The sequence below is a fragment of the Tritonibacter sp. AK171 genome, assembly GCF_030127025.1.
GTDB classification, from domain to species: Bacteria; Pseudomonadota; Alphaproteobacteria; order Rhodobacterales; family Rhodobacteraceae; genus Epibacterium; species Epibacterium mobile.
The window spans coordinates 658,763-680,699 of record NZ_CP126134.1; the positions used below are offsets into that span (position 1 = coordinate 658,763).

Genomic DNA, 21,937 nt, shown 5'->3' on the forward strand with positions numbered 1-21,937 from the left:
TCAAGTGTGATGAGGTTGGGCGCGTCAAGGGCACGCCGCCCGTGCCGGGCGGGGCCTCTGGCCCCCTTGACCCGATCCGCGCCTGTTGTGGCGTATTTCGGGCGAGCGGCCTCAGCGCGCCGCTCGCAGGGGCAGGAGATACCGGTTTTCCCGGTCAGTGGGCGGGCCTTATAAATGTCCCGTTGCGCAGTTCGGCAAAGGCCTTTTGCAGCTCGGCCTGCGTGTTCATCACGATGGGGCCGTGCCAGGCCACGGGTTCCTCGATGGGCGCGCCGGAGATCAGCAGGAAGCGCACGCCCTCGGGGCCCGCTTGCACGGTGATCTCATCGCCGGTGCCAAAGCGCACCAGCGTGCGGTCGCCGGACATGTCGCGGATGTTGACCTCCTGGCCTGCGACCTCTTTTTCCAGCAGCACGCCGGTGGGACGCGAGGCATCGGCAAAGGCCGCCTGACCGTCAAAGACATAGGCGAAGGCGCGGCGGTAGGTGTCGATCTTGAACGTTTTCTTCACGCCTGCAGGCACATAGACATCGAGATATTGCGGATCGGCTGCAATACCGTCGACCGGGCCGCGCTCGCCCCAAAATTCGCCCACGATCACCTTCACACGGGTGCCGTCGTCGTCGATCACCTCGGGGATGTCCTTGCCTTGTACGTCCTGATAGCGCGGCGCGCACATCTTCTGGCTGCCGGGCAGGTTGCCCCAGAGCTGAAAGCCGTGCATCTGGCCCTTGGTGTTCCCGCTGGGCATCTCCTGATGCAGGATGCCGGATCCGGCGGTCATCCACTGCACATCGCCCGCACCCAGGGTGCCGGTGTTGCCGAGGCTGTCGCCATGTTCGACAGAGCCTTCCAGCACATAGGTGATCGTCTCGATGCCGCGATGGGGATGCCATGGGAACCCCTGTTGGTAGAGCTCCGGGTGATCGTTGCGGAAATCGTCAAACAACAGGAAGGGATCAAGCTCGCTTGGGTCCTGAAACCCGAAAGCGCGGTGCAGATGCACACCTGCGCCCTCCAATGTGGGCTGTGCGGCGCGTTTTTCCAGAATGGGACGCAGGGACATGAGACTTCTCCTGATGAGAGGGTGTGGCTCATAGATAGGAGGATCGGGCCTTGGGTAAAATCTGCGCAGACTCACCGGGTCTGTGCGTGAATGCAGGGCAGGCGCAAGGGTCTGCATAAAAAAGGGGCAGGATGATCCTGCCCCTGTTGGGTCGTGACATGTGTCTGCGGTTATTCGCCCGCGACCACCTGCAGTTCCGGCTCATCATGGTGGTGATGTTCCCGTACCGGGCGCATCACAAGATTGGCGACAAAGGCCACCACCAGCAGCGCCGCCATGCAATACATCGTGGTATTATAAAGCGAAGGCGTCGGGTCGATGGTGCCTGCGGGCGCGATCTCCATCAGCTTGGCGATGGTCACGGTCTTGGCCGCAACCAATTGATCCAGTTGCGCCAGCGGTGCGCCGAATTTCGCCGCAAAAGCCGCCGGGTCGACGCGGGTCGCCAGATCCTCGATTGCGCTGGTCACCGACATCTGCCTTAGCGATGTGATCGCCAGCGGCCCCAGCACGCCAGCGGTGGACCACGCGGTCAGCAGGCGCCCATGGATGCCGCCCACATGCATGGTGCCGAACATATCCGCGAGATAGGCCGGAATGGTGGCAAAGCCGCCGCCATACATGGAGAAGATAATCATCGTCGCCGCATAAAAGCCGATCAGATAGATCAGTGACGGGTTGGTGGCCACTGCGCTCGCGAAATAGGGGATCGACAGGTAGAGCAGCGTGCCCAAGACGAAGAAGCACATATAGGTGGCCTTGCGCCCGATGTAATCGGAGGTGGAGGCCCAGAAGAAACGACCCACCATGTTGAAGACCGAAATCATCAGCACGTAAGTCGATGCAAACGCTGCCGTCACCACCAAGGGCATCACCGAGCCGAAGATCTCTGACATCATGGTCTTGGCCACGCCGATCACCCCGATGCCTGCGGTCACGTTAAAGCACAGCATCACCCAGAGCTGCCAGAACTGCGGCGTCTTCAGGGCCTGGTCGATATGGACGTTGTTCTGCGACACCATGCCGGAGGCCACGGGCTTGGGGTCCCATCCTGCGGGCTTCCAGTCTTTTGCAGGGACGCGGTACTGGAACGAGGCGAGGATCATCACCACGAAATAGACCACGCCAAGGGTCATGAAAGTCTGCGCGGCACCCGTGTTGCCGGTGCCCACCACATAGACGCCTGCCTCGCCACCAAAGCTCGCGGCCTGCGTGGCAGTGGCCACCACCACCTCCAGCCGCCCGGTGGCAGTCTCTGCAAAGACACGACCGCCCTCGACGATGGTTTGCACCGTGTCCGAGGAGCCGAGGAATTCGGGTGCTTTTTGATAAAGACCCAGCAACCAGCCCTTGACCGGGGCGGCAATCATTGCGCCGCCGCCAAAGCCCATGATCGCCATGCCGGTGGCCATACCACGCCGGTCCGGGAACCAGCGCAGCAGCGTGGATACCGGGGACACGTAGCCAAGGCCCAGACCGCAGCCACCCAGCACGCCATAGCCGATGTAGACCAACCACAATTGATGGGTGGAGATGCCAAACGAGCCCAAAATAAAGCCACCGCCCCAGAGAAACGCCGCAACGACGCCCACCATGCGGGGGCCGACCTCTTCGAGCCATTTGCCGGCAAAAGCCGCGGCAAGCCCGAGGAACACGATGGCGACCGAGAAGATCCAGACCACCGAGCTGAGGCTCCAGTCCTCCGCGCTGGAGGCCAGCACCCCCAACTCGCGCGTCAGCGGCGGGTTGAAGACCGACCATGCATAGACAGAGCCAATGCAGAGATGAATGGCAATGGATGCGGGCGGCACCCGCCAGCGGTTAAATCCCGGCTCTGCGACGATGTGTTCCTTGCGCAGAAATGACAATGCGCCACCTTGTGCGGTGCTCATGTGGTTTCCTCCCTTATGGCCTAAGCTCAGGCTGTTCGCTCTGCGGTCGTGCCTCCTCATGCACGCGGCCGCATGTGAGAGGGAGAAAGGCAGGTGGAAACTTGCGATGTCAAATAATTTATTAGCAATAACAATTGCTTATGTATATTTTCTGTCCTTTAGGAGGCGGTCATATGGCGCAGTTTGAGACAAATTGTCCTGCGGGTGGGCCGTGTCTGCGGGAAAACCGGGTTAGTTTGTCCGGTTTTGCAGTTTTTGCGTTTTTTCGCTGTTTTTAGTCGGAAATACGCAGATTGGGCGCAGCGCACCCAGATGCGGTTCGGGCGCGCGATGCAGGACTCACAGCCCCCAAGTGGCGCATTTGCGGTCTATGGTCTTGCGCGACACACCTAGCCGTCGTGCGGCCTCTGTGCGATTGCCCCCCACCAGTTCGAGCGCGCGCAGGATCTCGCGGCGCTCCACATCCTCCAGCGGGGCAATCTCGGCATTATGGCCATGGTCTTCACCAATGGCGGCGGGGAAGCGGCCAAAAATCAGGGCGCGTTCCACAAAATTGCGCAGCTCGCGGATATTGCCGGGCCAGTCATAGCGCAACATGGCCGAGCGCACGCCGGGAGGGATTTCCAGTGGCGGCACACCCATGGTGCTGGCAATCTCAGAGAGGAACAGCTCCGCCAGATCCACCACATCCGCGCCACGCAGTTTGAGCGGCGGCATGTCCAATTCGACCACATTGATCCGATACAGAAGATCGCGACGGAACCGGCCTTCTGCAACCGCATGTTGCAGCGACCGCGCCGAGGACATCACAAAGCGCAGATCCAGCTGCACGTCGCGCTCTGATCCGACCGGGCGGATCACCCCATCCTCGAGAACGCGCAACAGGGCGGTTTGCGCATGGGCGCTGAGTTCCGCCATATCGTCCAGAAACACCGTACCGCCCTGCGCGGAGGCCAGCAGCCCCTCGCGCGCACCCTGCGCACCGGGAAAGGCACCGGGGGCATGGCCAAACAATTCGACCTCAATCATCTCGGTGGGGATCGCGCCGCAATGGATCGCCACAAAAGGCGCATCCGCGCGGGCAGAGCGTTTGTGCAGGTGGCGTGCGGCAACTTCCTTGCCCGTGCCAGAGGCACCGGTGATCAGCACGGGTGTCTTGAGCTGCGCCACCCGTTCCAGCACTGCCCGTACGTCTGAAATGGCGGCAGAACTGCCGATCAGGTCTGTGCGGCGGCTGCCGGGGTCAGATTGCGCCAGCGCCCGGCGCAACGCCTGATTTTCGCGCTTCAGCTGCGCCACCTCAAGGCTGCGCCGCAGTGAATTGACGATCTGATTTGAGCGAAAGGGTTTGAGGACCAGATCCGAAGCCCCCGCCCGCAGGGCCTCTAGCGCGATGTGAAAATCCGCATAGGCGGTGATCATGATGGTTTCGGTAAAGCCCCCGGTGCGCTGTCGCTCTGCCAGCCAGTCCAGCCCTTTGGTGCCGGGCATTATGTTATCGAGCAGCATCACATCGTAGTGCTGGCGCGCGAGACATTGTTCGGCTTCTGCGGCGGTTGCGGCCTCATCGACGCCCCGGCACAGCGGGCGCAGCGTCTTCACGAGGAAATTGCGCATCCCCGGCTCGTCATCGACAACAAGGATCTGCGCGCGCGCCAAAGGCTCGCTTGTCTCCGGGCGCTCCATCACCTCCATGCCCGCGCCTCCTCCTCGCTGCAGTGTCGAGGCATCAAATCGTGACGGGGCGGTGCTGGCAAGCGTGTTTTTCAACGACAAGGCGAACAGGCAGACCTGAGCGCATCACAGCAAAGGCGTTCAGCACAGACAAAGCGTCAGGCGGGGATGTTCGAAAAATGCGTGGCTGCCCGTCATTTGGGCAAAATCCGCAGGGGGTGATTGCTCCCGGTCATAGCCGGGAGCAATCTTGTCAGAGCTTACTCCGCCGGGCGCTGGGCTGCGTCCGGTGCGACCTCGCCGGTCTCTTCGGCCGTGGGCGTGAAGAAACCCGTCCATGCGTAGAAGATGCCAAACACCGGCGCCAGCCAGCAGGCAAAGGACAGAGGGATATAGAGAAGGTTCTCCATCTTGCCCTCCGAGATCCCCAGCGCCAGCGCCGAGATCACAAAGGCACCGCCTGCGTTCCACGGGATCAGCGGCGAAATGATGGTGCCGCCTTCTTCGGTGGCGCGGGCAAGGTTCAGGCGCGAATAGCCGATACGGTCATAGACCGGCTTGAACATCCGACCCGGCAGCGCAATCGACAGATAGGGGTCGCCTGCCACGGTGTTGGTTGCCATCGACGACAGGATCGCCGAGGTCTGCACGCCCGCGATGGTCTTCACCCGCTTGGTCAGCAGCTCAATGATCGCGGCCAGACAGCCTGTGCGCTCCAGCGCGCCACCAAAACCAAGCGCAATCAGGATCAACGAGATGGTCCACATCATCGACTGAATGCCCCCCCGGTTCATCAGCGCGTCCATCGCCTCCACCCCGGTTTCAACCGAGTAGCCGTAGTTGGCATAAGTAAAGACGTCATGCACCGATGCGCCCTGCACAAAGATCGCGATCAGCGAAGCCACCACGACACCAATGAACAGCGTCGGGATTGCGGGCATCTTCATCATCGCAAGCCCGATCACCAGAAGCGCGGGCAACAAGAGCCAGGGCGTGATGTCAAAGGAGCCATCCAGCGCGGTCTTAAAGCTCTCGATCCGTTCAAAGGACGGCTCCCCTTCGCCAAGGTTGAAGCCCATCACCGTATAGATCGCCAGCGCAATCAGCATGGCCGGAACGGTGGTCGGCAGCATGTTGCGGATATGGTCAAACAGCTGCGTATCGGTCACGGCGGGCGCAAGGTTGGTGGTGTCCGACAGGGGCGAGATTTTATCGCCAAAGAAGGCCCCCGAAACCACCGCGCCTGCGGTCCAATAGGCAGGAATGCCAAAGCCTTCGCCAATGCCCATGAGCGCCAGACCCACGGTGCCCACGGTGCCCCAGCTTGTCCCAAGCGCCAATGAGACGATGGAACACAGGATCATGCCCGCAGCCAGAAACAGCTGCGGCGACAGCAGCGACAGCCCGTAATAGATCAATGTCGGAACCGTACCCGAGGCGATCCATGTGCCGACGATCATGCCGACAAGGATCAGAACCGAGACGGCGGGAAAGGAGACCGCGATCACATGGAATGCGCCTTTTTCGATCTCATCCCAGCTCAGGCCTTCGATCAGGCCCACGACGGCCGTCAGCGCGATACCAATGGCCAGCGGGATATGCGGGGTGAAATCCCCAAAATAAAAGATCTGCACCCCAAGGATGCCGAGCGTCAGCACAATCGGCAGCAGCGCCAGACCGATTGATGGACGAACGTCCGTTTTTTGTAATGGCATGAAACATGTCCTCTCTGTTGGGTGGCGAACCGTGACCTGGCCTCGATGAGGGCATCACCGAGTGCAGCGGGGTCCGGTGCCGGTTGTCGTCTCTTTGGGATCAGCTGGTGGATCTGTAGGCGAGTATTGCGGCCGACAGATCTTCAATCGCGGTACCGACCCCTTTGAAAAGGGTAATTTCCTCTGGCGACTGGCGCGGGGACAGATCCCCTTCGCACAGGTCCTTGAGCGTAGCGCGAATGTCGCTTTCGACGAGCACGCCGGTTTCCAGCGGGGTCTTGATGTCGCCGCTTTCCACCAGCGCATCCATCGTGTCCACATAGACCGTGGCACGGGTCAGCACCGCGTCGTCCGCTTCGCGCATGGTTGGAGTAAAGCTGCCGATCAGGTCGATGTGCTGGCCGGGGTGCAGCCACGCGCCCTGCAGCACCGGTGTCTGCGACAGGGTCGCGCAAGAGATCACATCGGCCTCTGCTGCGGCGGCCTCGACGTTTTCGGTGACCTCGGCGGCAATGCCCATCTCGTTCAGGTTTGCCACCGTGCGCGCCGCATTTTCCGGCATGATGTCATAGACCAGCGTGCGCGTCATCGGCAGCACCTCGCGGTAGGCCTGCGCCAGATTAAAGCCCACGCGCCCGGCGCCTATGATCAGATGCGTGGCGCTCTCGGGGCGGGCCAGCCGCCGTGCCGCCAGCGCTGAGGCCGCAGCGGTGCGCCGCGCTGTCAGCTCGCCGCCATCTGCCAGCAGCAAATGCGCGCCGGTTTCGCGGTCAAACAACACATAGCTCGACGACAGCGCCGCGCGGCCACGTTTGCTATTGCCGGGCACCACATTGACCAGTTTGATGCCGCCAAAGCCCTCCGCACGCCATGCCGGCATCAGCAGCAGCACATCGTCTTCTTCTCCGGCGTTTTCCAGATAGTGGTGATGGCGCAGCGGCGCTTCATACGCGCCGCAAAATCCCTGATCCAATGCATCAATCAATTCCGCATAAGGCAGGGCGGCGCGGGTCTGTTCCTGGTCGAGAATTTTCATTGAGCGATCCTAACTGTGAAGAGGAGGCAGCGCCGGGCGGATAACGCCCGTGCCTAGGCGGCGATCAGCCAGCGGGCTGTCTCGGAAACGCCGTATGAGGGAGATTGAGCGCCATGCAGCCGCTCGGCGAGGAGCTGTCCTGCGCCCGCTGCCATGGTCCAGCCAAGCTGGCCATGACCGGCGTTGAGCCAGACATTTCTGTGGGTGCGCACACGGCCCAGATAAGGCCGCCCGCTGGGGGTGGTGGGGCGCAGACCGGCCCAGTGTGTGACCGCATCCAACTCGACCGCGCAGCCAAAGTGGCGCGCCACATAGTCATCCAGATACGCCGCGCGCTCCGGGTTGGGGCTGCTGTCGTGACCCGCAAATTCGGCAATGGCGGTGACGCGCAGGTAAGATCCCAGCCGGGTGACTGCGATCAGATTGGTTTCATCGACCAGCGGGCGGGCTGGCATATACGCCCCATCCCGTATCGGGTAGGTCGCCGAATAGCCTTTGACCGGGTAGATCAGCGGGCGCACGCCTAACTGTTTGCCGAGCGCGACCGTGCCAACACCTGCCGCGATCACCACCTGATCGCAGGGCACTGGCCCGTTTGTGGTCTGCACCGCCGACACGCGCCCCTGTGCACGCTCGAACCCGGTGACCGTTGCGCCATAGTGGAACGTGACCTGCCGGTTCTGCTCCAGCCACTGCGCCAGCGCTCTGGTGAATCGGCGGCAATCGCCCTTACTGTCGACCGAGGACAACAGCCCGCCTTTCAGCCTGTCGCCATAAACCTTCAGCGCCGGGTCCCATTGGGTCAGTTCTTCGGCGCTCATGGGGGAGAAGCCTTCGAGATGATCCGACGCCTTGCGTGCGGCAAAGGCGCTCTCTTCCCCATAAAGATAATAGGCCCCGTCATGCCCCTGCTCAAAAGCAAGCCCAGTGGCTTGCTCCAAGGCCTGCAACTCTTGCCGCCCATGGCGGGCCAGCCACGCCATCGCGCCGGAATTTTCCCGATGCGCCCGCGCCGAACACTGACGCAAGAACGCCAGCCCCCAGCGCCACAGCTGCGGGTCCATCAGCTTGCTGATCTTCACACTCGGGGTACGGCCCAGTAAAGCATGTATCATTTGCGCAGGCGCGGCAGGTCCGGCCCAGCTCTCGGCATGACCGACGGCAATGATCCCCGCATTGGCAAAGCTGCAGCCCTCGGCAGGGGCCTTTGCGCGCTCGATCACGGTCACGTGGTGGCCGCGTTCCGCGAGGTGGTAGGCGGTGGCCATCCCGACCACCCCCGCTCCGATCACGGCAATTCGCTGGCCACGCTTCTGCTGGTCATGCATACTTTCATCCAAATAGCTCGGGCACGCGGCCTATGGGCAATTTTTTGGTAAAATAAGAAAAATCATGTCCCAAACAACAAAAAAAGACTCTCCCTTTTCCTCCGATGTCCAAGCGGCATTGCTGGATGACAGTGAAAAGCAGCAGATCCGGCTTGAACTCGGCAGGCGTGTCAAAGGCTTACGCAGTTCCGCTGGGATGACGCTGGAACAAGCCGCAGAGCGCACGGGCCTTGCGGTTTCGACGATTTACAAGATCGAAAACGGCAAAGTGTCCCCGAGTTTTGAGAATCTGCTGCGACTCGCACGGGGCTATGGTGTCGGGCTGGAGAAGCTCATCGCTGAGCCAGAAGACGAGGTCAGCACCACCCGGCTGACGGTCACGCGCGCCGGGCAGGGGCGCTCGGTCGAGGGCAAGGTGTATGAGTATGAGGTGCTCTGCAACGGGCTCACCGGCAAGAAGATCATCCCCCTGATCGGCACCATCAGCGCCGCAGGCGACAGCGTGCCCGCTCATCTTGATCGTCACGACGGCGAAGAGCTGTTGTTCGTGCTCGAAGGCGAGGTGGAACTGATGGTCGAACATTACGAACCCGTCATCCTCGGCGCGGGCGACTGCGCCTATTACGACAGCACCATGCGCCACGGCGTGCGCAGCACCGGCCCGAATGAGGCGCGGGTGTTCTGGGCCTGCACCCATCTGGGGGGGCTCAGCTGATCCCCGTGCGGCAGGTGCGAAAAGGACTGTTAGATCCCGGCATTTTTCGCTAACCCGACGCCAAGGATCTGAGGGAGAACAACAGATGAGCAGCCAGATGGACCGCGGCGAAATCCTCGCCACCGTAGAAGCATCGCCCGCCCGCCGGGTGATCGGTGTGGGCATGCTGGTGGGTTTGGGGCTGGTGCTTCTCTATCTGTCGATGATCAGCACGCCCGGTTTGGCGTGGCAGGGGTTCTTGCTGCTGGTCGCGGGTGGGGCGCTTTGGATGGGCTATCGCATGTGGCACGCCACTGCCCACCGGATTGAACTGACCGCCGAGGGGCTGCGCTGCTCTGACGGCACCGAGATCATCCGTATCAGCGACCTGCAACATCTGGATCGCGGGTTCTTCGCGTTCAAACCCTCAAACGGGTTTTTGATGCGCAGCAAAACCGCCGGTGACAAGTGCTGGTATCCGGGTCTGTGGTGGCGCCTGGGCCGCCGCATCGGCGTCGGCGGCGTCACACCGGGATCACAGACCAAGACCATGACCGAAATCCTCGCCGCCATGATGGTAGAGCGCGACGCGGGGTGAATTTAGGACTGTTCGGACCAAGCGCGCTCCGTGCGTGCCTTCACCACATGCAAGATCACGTCGTGGAAATCGTCAAAAAAGAAGTTGTGCCAAAATTCGGCGTAAATCCCCATGCCTGATCCATCAAAGGTCCAGCTGGTCAGGGTCAGCTGCGTTTTGCCGTCTTTTTCCTCAAGCAGATACTCGCCGCGCAAGACATCAAAATAGGGTCCGCCAACTTTGACATGCTGATCCTCAATGCCCTCCGGGGCCCAGCCCTCGGGGAACTCAAAATCCCATGCGATGCGGCGGGCAGGATCATATGCGGTGATGCGTTCAAGGAAATGCACCTCATCGCTCCAGTAGGAATGCCGCACCGCACCGTTTTCCCCCTCTTCCCACACCGCTGCGGTCGGTTTGGGCACGCCCAACAAATGGGTGGGGCGCGTCTCCACCTCGTCTGGCGAGATGTCGGGAATGGATTTCAACATCTGAAATACAACAGCGGGCGGAGCATTTATCAGTATGCTGTTGGAGATTTGATAAACTTCAGGATTTGCGGGTATGACGTCGGCCAGAGCAATGGCCAATATCGGCAGGCTCGCAACGCTCAGCGTGCTCTTGGAGAGCTGTTTCCAGCGGTCATAGCAGAGATATAAAACGCCCCCAAGCAATGTGCCAAACAGGATCGGGATAAGGGCAATCGTGATGCAGATCAGCCCCTCAAGGCCACTGACCCAAGAGCCAAGCACAGACAACAACATGATGGACAACAACCATGCAACCGATTTGCCAAAGGTCTTGAATGAATTCTTGGGGCGGAACCACATGATGATGAAACCGGCCAAGGCAGGAAAGCCGAACAGATACCCAAAGCCCACGGGATCGATCATGGACACGCTCAGGGCGGCAAGACCCAATACGCCAACAACCAGCACAATGGCTGGCGCAAGTATCCGAAGTAAATTTGAGAGCATGTCCATAACGACTTTCTGTAGATCGCGAAAAACCAAGGAAAAATTCAATTCGCTATGGGCGGGCCGGATGCCTGAAAATAACTCAGGCAAAACCAGACGATCATCGCCCGTTGTTTGGTTAAACCAAAAACGCGGCTGAGGGAACGCGACCAATGGTGCGATCATCGGGACTTGACGCACCTCAAGACACCGCCTATCCGATAGCGCAGGGGAGCAGACCCCCGCCGCCCGCGGGCCTTTGGCCTTGGTGAAGTTCTGCGGACATCTCTGTCTATCGGTCATCCTCCACGCATATCGCGCGGGTGGTAATGCGGGCTCCATCCTGTTCTTGCGCGACTCTTGCAAGAGGAGATCGGGGATATGACATCTTCCCCCACCAACCATTTTTTGACCGGACGATTGGGTCCGACCTATGCCAAAACCGCCTTGCCCATCATCTTTGTGATGGGGATGAACGGGTGTCTCACTGTGGCCGATGCGCTGTTTCTGGGGCATTTCGTCGGGCCAGAGGCGCTGGCCGCCGTCACCTTGATGTTTCCCGCCTATATGCTGGTGGTGGCGCTGGCGACGCTGGTGGCCAGCGGCATGTCGAGCCGCCTTGCCAGGCACCTCGGTGCGGGTGATGTGCCAGCGGCGCAGGCGGATTATGCCGGCGCGCACGGGCTGGCGCTGGCGGTTGCGGTGGCGCTGATGGTGGCCTTTGTGCTCTGGGGCGATACGGTGACGCAGGCCGCTGCCGGGGGCGATGCCACGCTGGCCGCCATGGGCCACACCTATCTGCGCATCACCGTGGGCTGTACGCCGCTGCTGTTTGTGCTGTCGGTCAACTCCGACGCGCTGCGCAACGAGGGCCGCGCCGGGCTGATGGCGCTGATGAGCCTTGTGGTCTCGCTCTCCAACATCGCCTTCAACTACCTGCTGATCGCCAAAGCCGAACTGGGCGTGGCAGGCTCGGCGCTGGGCACCGCTCTGGCGCAGGCCTTGGCACTCGCGCTGATCCTCGGGTTCCGGTTGCGCGGCAATACCGTGCTGCGCCCTGCGATCCTGTGGCAACAGAGCCTCATTGCAGGGTGGGGGCGCATGCTGGCGCTCGGCGCGCCACAAAGCCTCAATTTCATCGGCATCGCCTTGGGGTCGGCGGCGATCATGGCGGCGCTGCAATGGGTGGAGGCGCCAGATTACGCAAAGACCCTCACCGCCTATGGGGTGATCACCCGGCTTTTGACCTTCACCTTCCTGCCGCTTCTGGGGCTGTCGCATGCAATGCAAAGCATCACCGGCAATCTCTATGGTGCGGGTGAGGGGCTGCGGGCGCGTCAAAGCCTCCGGCTCGCCATCTGGATTGCGCTGATCTACTGCGCGGTGACACAGGCGACGCTCAGTTTGGGTGCGGCGCAGATCGCGAGCTGGTTTGTTGCGGACCCCAGCGTCATCGCGCAGGTTGCGCGCATTCTGCCGATCCTTGGCGGGTTGTTCGTACTGGCGGGGCCGCTGATGATGGTGGCGATGCATTTTCAGGCCATCGGAGATGCGGCGCGAGCGGCGCTCTTGGGGCTGGCAAAACCCTATCTCTTCTCGATCCCGCTGACCTTCGTGCTGGCGGCATATTTCGGAGAGACAGGCATCTGGCTGGCCGCCCCCCTGGCGGAGGCGGCGCTGCTGTTGCTCACACTGTCGGTGCTGATTGACCTGCGGCGCAGACACGGCCGACGGCGATATACAGCCCCCACCCGCGCTTCGGAGGGCAACTCATGAGACAGCCTCTCCCAATCCTCTCTGAGGCCAAGGCAATGGCGCGCGCATGGCGCAACGAACAGGCGCAGGCGGGCAAGATACATAGCCACAGCGCGGCGCTCGAACATGTCGCACAGCAGCTGGGGTTTCGCGATTGGAACGCCTGCGTCGCCACATTGGCGCAGTCCGAGGCGCGCAGCTATGCAACGGGTGATCACGTGAGCGGCCACTACCTGTCGCAGCCGTTTACCGCCCGTATCCTGCGCGCCACCCCCGCCGAGGGGCATCCCGGTTGGGTGCAGGTGGAGCTTGAACTGGATCACCCTGTCGACGTGGTCACATCCGAGCGGTTTTCAAACCTGCGCCACCGGGTCAGGGCCGTTGTGGGGCCAGAGGGCTACAGTCGGGAAAAGACCTCTGACGGGGTGCCGCATCTGGTGCTGGAGGTCTACGGCGGACACACAGGGCACAAACAGAACGCTAAACTGGGCACTGAAACGCAAGGCCGCCGCTCCATAAGGAGCGGCGGCCTCAGCCCGACGAAACAGGCCGCGTCAACAGATCACCTCACGTGCCGGCGTCGTCGTCGTCGTCATGTACGGAGCCATCGCTGACCACGGAGCCTTCAAACGCCACCTGGGATGCAAAGCGGGGGCGGGTGAAGACGAGGTTATAGATCTCGCGCTTGCCGACCCCGATCGCCTCAAGCCTGAAGGCAGGCTCCACATCATTCCACGTTTCCACCACGATGACCCGTTCCTGATCGGGCATGAGGGGCAATTTGTTGTTGAGTGCGGTCACATTGGCGTCGGTCCAGATCTCCATCTGATCGCCACGTTCCACCGACCAATCCACATAATAGCGATCATCGTCCGCATCCCAGCGGATCACCGAGACCCGCATCGACATATCAGAACCCGCCCGCGCCATCAGCTTGCCCAGCGTGTAGATACTGTCGATGTAGTCATCGTTCAGCGCGGCCGTCTCTCGGGAAATCAGGTCCGATACGGTATAGGCGGCTTTGGTGTTGACGGTTTCCTGCCGGAACAGGTCAAACAGCGTGTAGGTCGCTGCAAAGACCCCAAGCAAAAGCGGCAGATACAGCGCGGCCTCAAGGGCGATATTGCCATCTTCTTTGCGGCGAAACTCTTGTAACTTATGTGTGATTTTTCTGAACATGGGTCACTGAGGCTCCTGAACAAAGGCACTGGACGCGTAGAGGTTCACGCGCCCGCCGTCGTCTTTCTGCAACGCGTCACCAAGACCCCAATTCGGGAAGAGCACATCGACACTGGCACAGGCGCGCAGGAACATCAGGTCGTTAGAGCCACCATTGGTGAAGTTGATCAACGGATCGGCTTCCTCGACGCTATCCACGCAGTCGGCTTGTGGCGGAATGCCACCCCAGTTGAAGGGATCCAGACGCACCATCTCCAGTTTCAGCGACACATTGCATTCCGCCATTTTGATAAAACCCGAGCGGGCACAAATGGTGTCGCGGATATCGTCATGCTGCATATCGCCACCGGTGCCGAGCCGGATGTCTCGCACCGTCATATCCATGGCGCGATCCAGCATGATCTGGCGGTAGTTGATCATACCCAACTCAACCGCGGCAAACAGCACCATCAGCATCAGCGGGAAGAGAATAGCAAACTCGATGGTCGCATTGCCATCCTCGTTGCGGCGGAACTTTTGGACCAGTGCAGGTATAGAGGTTCGATAGATCATTCTGTCAGCCTCAGTTGGCGGATCGCAGAGGCGATCGATGCGAAGGCGTCGGAGATCTCCAGCCCGTCCACATCATAGTAGTGGGACGCGGAGCTCGCACAGGATTGCAGGACTTGCTGACCTCTCCAGGGGGCTTCGAAACCGATGGTGAAGACCACAATCCCCTTCTCTTTAGCGGCATCACAGACCGCCAATGTGCGGGAGTCTTTGGTGCTGTCGCCGACGTAGCTGTAGAGGCGGTTGTACCAGTACCAACTGGCGTTGCTCATCCAATCGCCAAAGAGGTCTCTGTAGAGATATCGCAAAGAGGTCTCGGCAAAGAGGTCTGCATAGCTGAGTTGCAGGGCTTCACCGGGTTCTTCGACGGTCCTTGTCTTCCAAGAGCCGTAATAACATCTGCCGTAATACAAGTTGCCGTCGCAATACGTCTCTTCATAGGTGCCATTGCCAAAGGGGTGGTCTTCCCACTGTCCAGTATCGTGCCAATAATACTTATCGCTTCCGTACCGGTTGGGGTCGTAGGTGGAATATACATTCTCTTCAGAGTTGTACCAAACCGGCGTCAAACCTTCGCGGTAGTCGTTCTTGATGTAATATTGTGCGGTGTTTTGACCATCGGTCATCATCACGATGACCTTCAGCGTTTCGGTGTCCTGATAGGATACCGGGCGATTGGCGTAGCGGGCTTCAATCGACTGGTTTGGGTTGGCGTCATTCGCAAGCGTGGCGATAATCGGCTGCACGGAGGGGTCCAGCAGGGCGGTTCCCCATTTCATGCCCAGATCGATGGATGTGTTCTCGGAATGCTCAAAGGCATCGATATAGCTTTGCAGCTGTGCCACGTTATCTGACATCAACAGCGCCGTGCGCTCTGGATTATCCGCGTCAGAGGCACAGGTCGGCTGGCGCACATGCTCATCGTCGTCGCGGTAGTCATTGTAATTCCAGACGCTGAAGTGCATCGTGCGTTCATATTCGCGCGACAGGTTGAGGCCCGTCGTGTTGAAATCGGAGCCGTCGAAGTTGATGCAATTCGAATAGCTGTGCTCATCGCTGACGCGCATCTCATCAAGAAAGGCCGCAGGCATCGACACTTGCGTCGAATAGGGTACGATCGAGATCGACATTTTGCCGTCCTCGGTGTTGTCGTCCATGGTCTGAACGAACTCCTTGGCGGCACGCTTCAGGTTCACCAGACGATTGTTGCTGCGCATGGAACCCGAGACGTCGAGCACCAGAGAGATCTCCACATTGCCGATGCTCTCCACCGCAGTCGAGGACGCCAGCAGCGGCAGTGTAATCGGCTCCAGCTCATAGGTGTCTGGATTACGCATGTAGTCTTCGTAGAAGATGCTGTTCATCCACCCGGCGGTGAATTCGGTGTCCACGCTTGCCTTGACGCGTTTGGCGGTGGGCGAGACCTCGGGCACAACCACGGTTGTATATTCACCCAGACCCGATTTCGACATGTAGTCGATCACCACCGCTTCCGGGTCCAGCGGCTGGTCGAGATCGGCCGCCGCCAGCACCGCACGGTCCAGCGTATATTGCAGATTGGTCCGGTCGCGCTCCATGCGCACAAGGTCCATCCCCAGCCCGCCTAACGCGAACATCAAGACGAGGATCATGATCATCGGCTTGGCGAGAACACCACTTTCGTCACTGCGAAACGCGCGCAATTCGTCAACAAAGCCCAGGCGCGGCTGCGGTCCGGTCAAGGCAGATGAAGTCCAGAAGCTTACCTTCATAGTTCATTCTTTCCTTCGGTCAGCGGGCGCGGGGCGCACAACAGGCAGGCGCAGGCACGCGGACATGAAAATACTCTTTATTATTCGTTGACGAAGGTGGCTGAACTGGGGCGAAATCCCGCCTAAATTGGCGTTTCTAGTGAAAGTTTGAGCTTAATCCGCCGGGCGTCTGAGGAGTTGTTTGCAACATAGAAACAATCCCGCCGTGGCCCGCCTGAGCGTGAGCAGGGCCATTAACGATTCGTTTTCGAAAAAGTTCACAAACTGCCAAAAATTTGTGCAAAATCGGGGAATACCGGTCGCAGTTGGTAACGTTCTCTGCATAGATGGGGCGCATAGTAACTGCTTGAGTCGTTTCAGAAGGACGGGGATCATCCCATGAGCAATCTCAAAGAACCCAGCTTCCGCGAAAGTGTGGATCTCATGTTCAACCGCGCGGTGGCGCTGATGGACCTGCCGCCTGGACTTGAGGAGAAGATCCGCGTTTGTAACGCCACGTACACGGTGCGTTTCGGCGTGCGCCTGCGCGGTCAGATGCATACGTTCACCGGTTATCGCTCGGTCCACTCCGAACATATGGAACCCGTGAAGGGCGGTATCCGCTATGCCATGGGCGTGAACCAGGACGAGGTCGAGGCGCTGGCGGCGCTGATGACCTACAAATGCGCGCTGGTCGAGGCACCCTTTGGTGGCTCCAAGGGCGGTCTGCGCATCGACCCGCGCCAGTATGAAGAACACGAACTGGAACTGATCACCCGCCGCTTTGCCTATGAGCTGGCCAAGCGCGACCTGATCAACCCGTCGCAGAACGTGCCCGCCCCCGACATGGGCACTGGTGAGCGTGAGATGGCGTGGATTGCGGACCAATACGCCCGCATGAACACCACGGACATCAACTCCCGCGCCTGTGTCACCGGCAAGCCGCTCAATGCGGGCGGCATCGCTGGCCGGGTCGAGGCCACCGGTCGCGGCGTGCAATATGCGTTGCAGGAATTCTTCCGCTACGAGGAAGACAAGGCCAAGGCCGGCCTCTCCGGCACGCTGGATGGCAAACGCGTCATCGTGCAGGGTCTTGGCAACGTGGGCTATCACGCGGCCAAATTCCTCTCTGAGGAAGACGGCTGTAAAATCGTCGGCGTGATTGAGCGCGATGGCGGGCTGTTTGACGAAAACGGCTTTGACATCGAGGATCTGCGCGCGTGGATTGAAAAGCACGACGGCGTCGATGGCTACCCCTCCGGGCGCTACATCAAGGACGGTGCCAAATACCTCGAAGAAGAATGCGACATCCTGATCCCGGCGGCGCTTGAGGGGGTGATCAACCTCTCCAACGCCGAAAACGTGAAGGCCAAGCTGATCATCGAGGCTGCAAACGGTCCTGTGACCGCAGGTGCGGATGAGATCCTGCGCAAAAAAGGCACGGTGATCATCCCTGACATGTATGCCAACGCCGGTGGTGTGACGGTCTCTTACTTTGAGTGGGTCAAAAACCTGTCGCACATCCGTTTTGGCCGCATGCAGCGCCGTCAGGAAGAGGCGCGCCACCAGCTTGTGGTCGACCAGCTTGAAATGCTCTCGGAGAGCATGGGCAAAGCCTGGACGCTCGATCCCAAGTTCAAGGAGAAATACCTCCGCGGTGCGGGCGAGCTGGAACTGGTGCGTTCGGGTCTCGATGACACCATGCGCATCGCCTATCAGTCCATGCGCGAAGTCTGGCACGAGCGTGACGATGTCTCTGACCTGCGCACCGCCGCCTATCTGGTCTCCATCGGCAAAGTGGCCGCAAGCTACCGCGCCAAGGGCCTCTGAGGCGAACCCTATCGCAATCAATGGAAACGGCGGGTATCATCCCGCCGTTTTTGTTTTGGAGCAGATGGGGGAAGGTGATGCTGCTTCTCGACCACATGACCGTCATCGCGCCCTCACTCGCGGAGGGCTGCGCGCATGTAGAGGAGTGCCTGGGGCTTAAGGTGCCATTTGGCACCCGGCACATCTACATGGGCACCCACAATCACCGTCTGCAGCTTGGCAGGCGCGTCTATCTGGAGATCGTGGCCCGTGATCCTGACGGAGTGCCACCCCCGTGCGCACGATGGTTCGGGCTGGACGATCAGGACAGCGTGCAAGCCGACTGGGACGCCGGGCGGCGCTACCGCGCCATGATCGAGACCCCAGCCGGGATCTGCGAGCTGACCTGACCTGTTCTGAGCGCAGACACGAGCAACCCAAGCCCGTGTGGCGAGGTCCGTTTCGAGCCCAGAGTGACGGGTGCTGCACAGCGCATCAATGTCCGCTCTGTGTTTGTGGCGTGTCTAGATCCGCGAACTTGCGGCGAGGCGTGCAAGTCTCTTGGCGCTCGCGAGTGCTGCGTCTTTGCAGAGGGGCCATGCTTGTGTCAGGCCCTCGATGATGATCATCAGGTCGGTTTCGATGACCGTTTCGTCTGAGATAGCCACCGCAAGACTACAAACTTCAGATTTGTGCCGCTCCAACAGGCGACGCAATTCCTGATCGTCGGGCGCGGAGGCTACTGCTGCATGGAACAAGCAACCGTGGCTTGCCTCTGTTTTCATCCAGTTTGCAATACGGTCCAGTGTCGTCTCGATAGGCTGCGCCGCCTGATATTTGGGATCGCCGAAGACATGGTTGATGTAGCGCCGATGTCGATGCTCAAGGGCCATGTGAACCATAGCGTCACGAGACGGGGCGTATTTGTAGAGCGTGCGTAGACTGACGCTTGCAGCTTCGCGCAGGTCTTCGACACTTGGCTCAGAAAATCCCCGAGCCGCAAAAGCGCGTTCCAAACCAACTGCGATCTTTGTGGTCATGTTTGTCATGCTTGACGTGGTAGAGAGATCCCTCTACTTACGCAAGTAGAGCAATCATTCTACCGGAGAAACACATGATCCTTCCGCAACAAATGACCGGTGTTGTCCTGACGGGGCATGGTGGGCCGGACAAGTTGGAAGTTCGCACAGATTTGCCGGTGCCTTCGCCCGAGCCGGGCGACGTGATCATTCGCGTGGGGGCAGCGGGGGTGAATAACACCGATATCAACACCCGCACAGCATGGTATTCCAAAGGCGATGCGGAGGGAGAGGATGCCACGTGGTCCGGTAAGCCTCTGGAATTTCCTCGTATTCAAGGCGCAGATGTCTGCGGCGAAATCGTAGCGGTTGGGTCTGATATTGATGCAGGCCGCATCGGTCAGCGCGTTTTGGTTGAACCGTGTATCCGCTTTGCCGATGGTGCAGAGCAAATGCCGCCGTGGTATTTCGGGTCGGAATGTGATGGCGGGTTCGCGCAATACACGCGTGTGGATGCCCGCCACGCCTATGCAATCACCAGCGCCCTCAGTGATACTGAACTGGCCTCTTTTCCATGTTCATATTCCACTGCGGAAAACATGCTGACCCGCGCCAATCTGCAAGCTGGTGAAACAGTGTTGGTGACCGGGGCCTCTGGTGGCGTGGGATCTGCAACCGTTCAGCTTGCCCGTGCGCGCGGCGCGCGTATCATCGCAATCACAAGCCCAGCCAAAGCAGATGCGCTACGCTCGCTTGGTGCCGAACGCACACTGCCACGCAATGCTGATTTGGTGGATGAACTCGGAACCGGCAGTGTCGATGTTGTCGTGGACTTGGTCGCAGGTCCGACTTGGCCGAGCCTTTTGGACGTTCTGAGATCAGGGGGCCGCTACGCAGTCGCGGGAGCCATCGGCGGCGCGATGGTAGAATTGGATGTACGCACATTGTACCTAAAGGACCTCAGTTTTTTCGGGTGCACTGTTTTGGAGCCTCAGGTTTTTGCCAATCTTATCGGGCGGATTGAGCGGTCAGAGATCACACCTTTGGTCGCCGAAGAATTTGACCTGCAAGATATCAATGACGCTCAAGCGTGCTTTGAAGCCAAGGATCATACAGGTAAGATCGTCCTGAAAGTCTCGTGAAAAGGCGGACAGTCAAAACAGCTACTTCAATGGCAGCTAGGTCTGCATCGCTTACGGTCGGTAATGGTTGGTGGCTGCACCTGCCGCAAAGGTCTGCTCCTTCTATAGTTTGAGCAGCATGGGACCGCCCAAGAGGCAGATCCCGAGACTTTGCAAAGGACACTATCGGCGCTTCGCTAGCGGCCGGTGCGCAGCGCCGCATCATTCAGGCTTGGACCCAAGCCGAACCTACGCCACCTGCCAATCGAGCAGCAGCTTCCTCAACCGCAGCCGATCAAACATCGCCACCTGATTTGATAGCAATCTGACTTGGGGGTCGCATTCGATCAAAGCGTTAGAGTCGATACATCCTGCACGCAATTAGCACTGGACATAACTGCCCAGTTCGTGCCCATCTGCGGCAATCGGCTGCTGCTTTGTCGCGTACGGACTAGGACTCATGGTTCAAACCCGCTAGCACTTGGCACAGAGGGTGCGTTGTGTATTCCTGCAGCGCAACGTCGAGACACCGTTTGGGGAGTGGGCCATGGGGTTTTCGGGAAAATTTTCCGGCTGGCGCGTATTAAAAGAAGGGCTGACCGGCAATAAGGGCTGGACCGCCCATTGGCGCGACCCGGAGCCGAAGCGCGAATATGATGTGGTCATCGTGGGCGGTGGCGGCCACGGGCTGGCCACGGCCTACTACCTCGCCAAGGAACATGGCCTCAGGAATATTGCGGTCCTTGAAAAAGGCTACCTCGGCGGCGGCAATGTCGGGCGCAACACCACCATTGTGCGCGCCAATTACTACCTGCCCGGCAACTCTGAGTTTTATTCCCATTCCCTGAAGCTCTGGGAGGGGATGGAGCAGGATCTGAATTATAACGCCATGATGTCCCAGCGCGGCATCCTGAATGTGTTTCACAACGATGGCCAGCGCGACGCCGCCGTGCGCCGCGCCAATTCCATCATCAATCAGGGCGACGATGCAGAGATCCTCTATCGTGACCAGCTTAAGAAACTGGTGCCGTTCCTGAACTATGACAACAACCGCTTTCCCATCATGGGCGCATTGCTGCAGCGCCGTGCGGGGACGGCACGCCATGACGCGGTGGCCTGGGGCTTTGCGCGCGGTGCGGATCAATATGGTGTCGATCTGATCCAGAACTGCGAAGTCACCGGCATTGATGTCGAAGGGGGCAAGGTGACCGGTGTGCAGACGGCGCGCGGCCCGATCAAAGCCAAGAAAGTGGCGCTGGCGGCGGCGGGGCGCTCGGGGCAGGTGGCGGCGATGGCCGGGTTGACCTTGCCCATCGAGAGCCATGTGTTGCAGGCCTTTGTTTCTGAGGGGCTGAAGCCGGTGATTGATCACGTCATCACCTTTGCCGCCGGGCATCTCTATATCAGCCAATCCGACAAGGGCGGGTTGGTGTTTGGTGGCAATCTGGATTTCTACAGCTCTTATGCGGCGCGCGGCAATCTGCCAACGCAGGAACATGTGATGGAGGCGATCACCGCCATGGTGCCTGCGGTGACCAAGGCGCGGCTGCTGCGCAGCTGGGGCGGCATTATGGATATGACGCCGGATGGCTCGCCGATTATTGATACGACACCGATTGACGGTCTCTATCTCAATGCGGGCTGGTGCTATGGCGGCTTTAAGGCGACGCCCGCCTCGGGGGATTGTTTTGCGCATCTGATCGCCACTGGTCGCCCGCATGAGGCGGCCACCCGGTTCAAGCTGGACCGGTTCCGCAGCGGCTATGGTCTGATGGATGAGGAGGGCACCGGTGCGCAACATAATCTGCACTAAGCGCCTGTCGCGCAGCTGGGGAGC

Annotated in this window: 19 protein-coding genes; 8 read left to right on the plus strand and 11 right to left on the minus strand. The window is 60.0% G+C overall.

Annotated elements, in window-relative coordinates:
* Nucleotides 1-154: 154 nt before the first annotated feature.
* The 6 genes from QNI81_RS03125 to QNI81_RS03150 form a co-directional block, all read right to left on the minus strand.
* Nucleotides 155-1,066, minus strand: coding sequence for a pirin family protein (locus tag QNI81_RS03125; RefSeq protein WP_283967340.1), 912 nt, complete (start codon nt 1,064-1,066; stop codon nt 155-157).
* A 170-nt stretch (nt 1,067-1,236) separates the two neighbouring features.
* Complete coding sequence (locus tag QNI81_RS03130) at nt 1,237-2,958, minus strand: OFA family MFS transporter (RefSeq protein ID WP_216014415.1); 1,722 nt, start codon at nt 2,956-2,958, stop codon at nt 1,237-1,239.
* Nucleotides 2,959-3,297: 339 nt separating this feature from the next.
* Nucleotides 3,298-4,653 carry a sigma-54-dependent transcriptional regulator gene (locus QNI81_RS03135; protein WP_283967341.1) on the minus strand — a complete coding sequence of 452 codons (1,356 nt, stop codon included), beginning with the start codon at nt 4,651-4,653 and terminating at the stop codon, nt 3,298-3,300.
* Between the two features lie 239 nt (nt 4,654-4,892).
* Nucleotides 4,893-6,347 carry a Na+/H+ antiporter NhaC gene (gene nhaC, locus QNI81_RS03140; protein WP_005644081.1) on the minus strand — a complete coding sequence of 485 codons (1,455 nt, stop codon included), beginning with the start codon at nt 6,345-6,347 and terminating at the stop codon, nt 4,893-4,895.
* A 100-nt stretch (nt 6,348-6,447) separates the two neighbouring features.
* A complete protein-coding gene (gene lhpI, locus QNI81_RS03145; protein ID WP_168577450.1) occupies nt 6,448-7,383 on the minus strand; it encodes a bifunctional Delta(1)-pyrroline-2-carboxylate/Delta(1)-piperideine-2-carboxylate reductase in 936 nt (311 codons plus the stop codon).
* Nucleotides 7,384-7,436: 53 nt separating this feature from the next.
* Nucleotides 7,437-8,711, minus strand: a complete 1,275-nt coding sequence (locus tag QNI81_RS03150; RefSeq protein ID WP_283967342.1) for an FAD-dependent oxidoreductase — start codon at nt 8,709-8,711, stop codon at nt 7,437-7,439.
* Between the two features lie 64 nt (nt 8,712-8,775).
* On the opposite strand from QNI81_RS03150, the gene QNI81_RS03155 reads away from it, so the two are divergent.
* Nucleotides 8,776-9,426: a helix-turn-helix domain-containing protein gene (locus QNI81_RS03155; protein WP_009177141.1), complete on the plus strand. Its 651-nt coding sequence runs from the start codon at nt 8,776-8,778 to the stop codon at nt 9,424-9,426.
* Between the two features lie 85 nt (nt 9,427-9,511).
* On the plus strand, nt 9,512-10,003 hold the full coding sequence (locus QNI81_RS03160) for a hypothetical protein (RefSeq protein WP_165810803.1): 492 nt from the start codon (nt 9,512-9,514) through the stop codon (nt 10,001-10,003).
* A gap of 2 nt (nt 10,004-10,005) precedes the next feature.
* Here QNI81_RS03160 and QNI81_RS03165 read toward each other — a convergent pair whose 3' ends face one another.
* Complete coding sequence (locus tag QNI81_RS03165) at nt 10,006-10,965, minus strand: SRPBCC family protein (protein ID WP_283967343.1); 960 nt, start codon at nt 10,963-10,965, stop codon at nt 10,006-10,008.
* A gap of 354 nt (nt 10,966-11,319) precedes the next feature.
* Between QNI81_RS03165 and QNI81_RS03170 the strand changes: the two genes are divergently transcribed.
* Both QNI81_RS03170 and QNI81_RS03175 read left to right on the plus strand, forming a co-directional pair.
* Nucleotides 11,320-12,714, plus strand: coding sequence for an MATE family efflux transporter (locus QNI81_RS03170; RefSeq protein WP_283967344.1), 1,395 nt, complete (start codon nt 11,320-11,322; stop codon nt 12,712-12,714).
* Complete coding sequence (locus QNI81_RS03175) at nt 12,711-13,307, plus strand: glyoxalase superfamily protein (RefSeq protein ID WP_283967345.1); 597 nt, start codon at nt 12,711-12,713, stop codon at nt 13,305-13,307. Before QNI81_RS03170 ends, QNI81_RS03175 begins: the two co-directional genes overlap by 4 nt.
* Here QNI81_RS03175 and QNI81_RS03180 read toward each other — a convergent pair.
* The 3 genes from QNI81_RS03180 to QNI81_RS03190 are packed head-to-tail and all read right to left on the minus strand — an operon-like array spanning nt 13,261 to nt 16,172.
* Nucleotides 13,261-13,872, minus strand: coding sequence for a TadE/TadG family type IV pilus assembly protein (locus QNI81_RS03180; RefSeq protein WP_168577454.1), 612 nt, complete (start codon nt 13,870-13,872; stop codon nt 13,261-13,263). The two genes, QNI81_RS03175 and QNI81_RS03180, sit on opposite strands and share 47 nt — an antisense overlap.
* 3 nt (nt 13,873-13,875) lie before the next feature.
* Nucleotides 13,876-14,424, minus strand: coding sequence for a TadE/TadG family type IV pilus assembly protein (locus QNI81_RS03185; protein WP_168577455.1), 549 nt, complete (start codon nt 14,422-14,424; stop codon nt 13,876-13,878).
* Complete coding sequence (locus tag QNI81_RS03190; protein ID WP_283967346.1) at nt 14,421-16,172, minus strand: TadE/TadG family type IV pilus assembly protein; 1,752 nt, start codon at nt 16,170-16,172, stop codon at nt 14,421-14,423. The genes QNI81_RS03185 and QNI81_RS03190 overlap by 4 nt, the downstream gene beginning before the upstream one ends.
* Nucleotides 16,173-16,550: 378 nt before the next feature.
* Here QNI81_RS03190 and QNI81_RS03195 point away from each other — a divergent pair, with 378 nt between their 5' ends.
* Together QNI81_RS03195 and QNI81_RS03200 are read left to right on the plus strand one after the other, a co-directional pair.
* A complete protein-coding gene (locus QNI81_RS03195; RefSeq protein ID WP_114961533.1) occupies nt 16,551-17,981 on the plus strand; it encodes a Glu/Leu/Phe/Val family dehydrogenase in 1,431 nt (476 codons plus the stop codon).
* Nucleotides 17,982-18,058: 77 nt separating this feature from the next.
* Nucleotides 18,059-18,370: a VOC family protein gene (locus QNI81_RS03200; RefSeq protein ID WP_283967347.1), complete on the plus strand. Its 312-nt coding sequence runs from the start codon at nt 18,059-18,061 to the stop codon at nt 18,368-18,370.
* Between the two features lie 114 nt (nt 18,371-18,484).
* Here QNI81_RS03200 and QNI81_RS03205 read toward each other — a convergent pair whose 3' ends face one another.
* On the minus strand, nt 18,485-19,000 hold the full coding sequence (locus QNI81_RS03205) for a TetR/AcrR family transcriptional regulator (protein WP_283967348.1): 516 nt from the start codon (nt 18,998-19,000) through the stop codon (nt 18,485-18,487).
* Nucleotides 19,001-19,074: 74 nt separating this feature from the next.
* Between QNI81_RS03205 and QNI81_RS03210 the strand changes: the two genes are divergently transcribed.
* Both QNI81_RS03210 and QNI81_RS03215 read left to right on the plus strand, forming a co-directional pair.
* On the plus strand, nt 19,075-20,121 hold the full coding sequence (locus tag QNI81_RS03210) for an alcohol dehydrogenase family protein (protein WP_065322799.1): 1,047 nt from the start codon (nt 19,075-19,077) through the stop codon (nt 20,119-20,121).
* A 526-nt stretch (nt 20,122-20,647) separates the two neighbouring features.
* A complete protein-coding gene (locus tag QNI81_RS03215; RefSeq protein WP_065322798.1) occupies nt 20,648-21,913 on the plus strand; it encodes a sarcosine oxidase subunit beta family protein in 1,266 nt (421 codons plus the stop codon).
* The last annotated feature ends 24 nt before the right edge of the window (nt 21,914-21,937 follow it).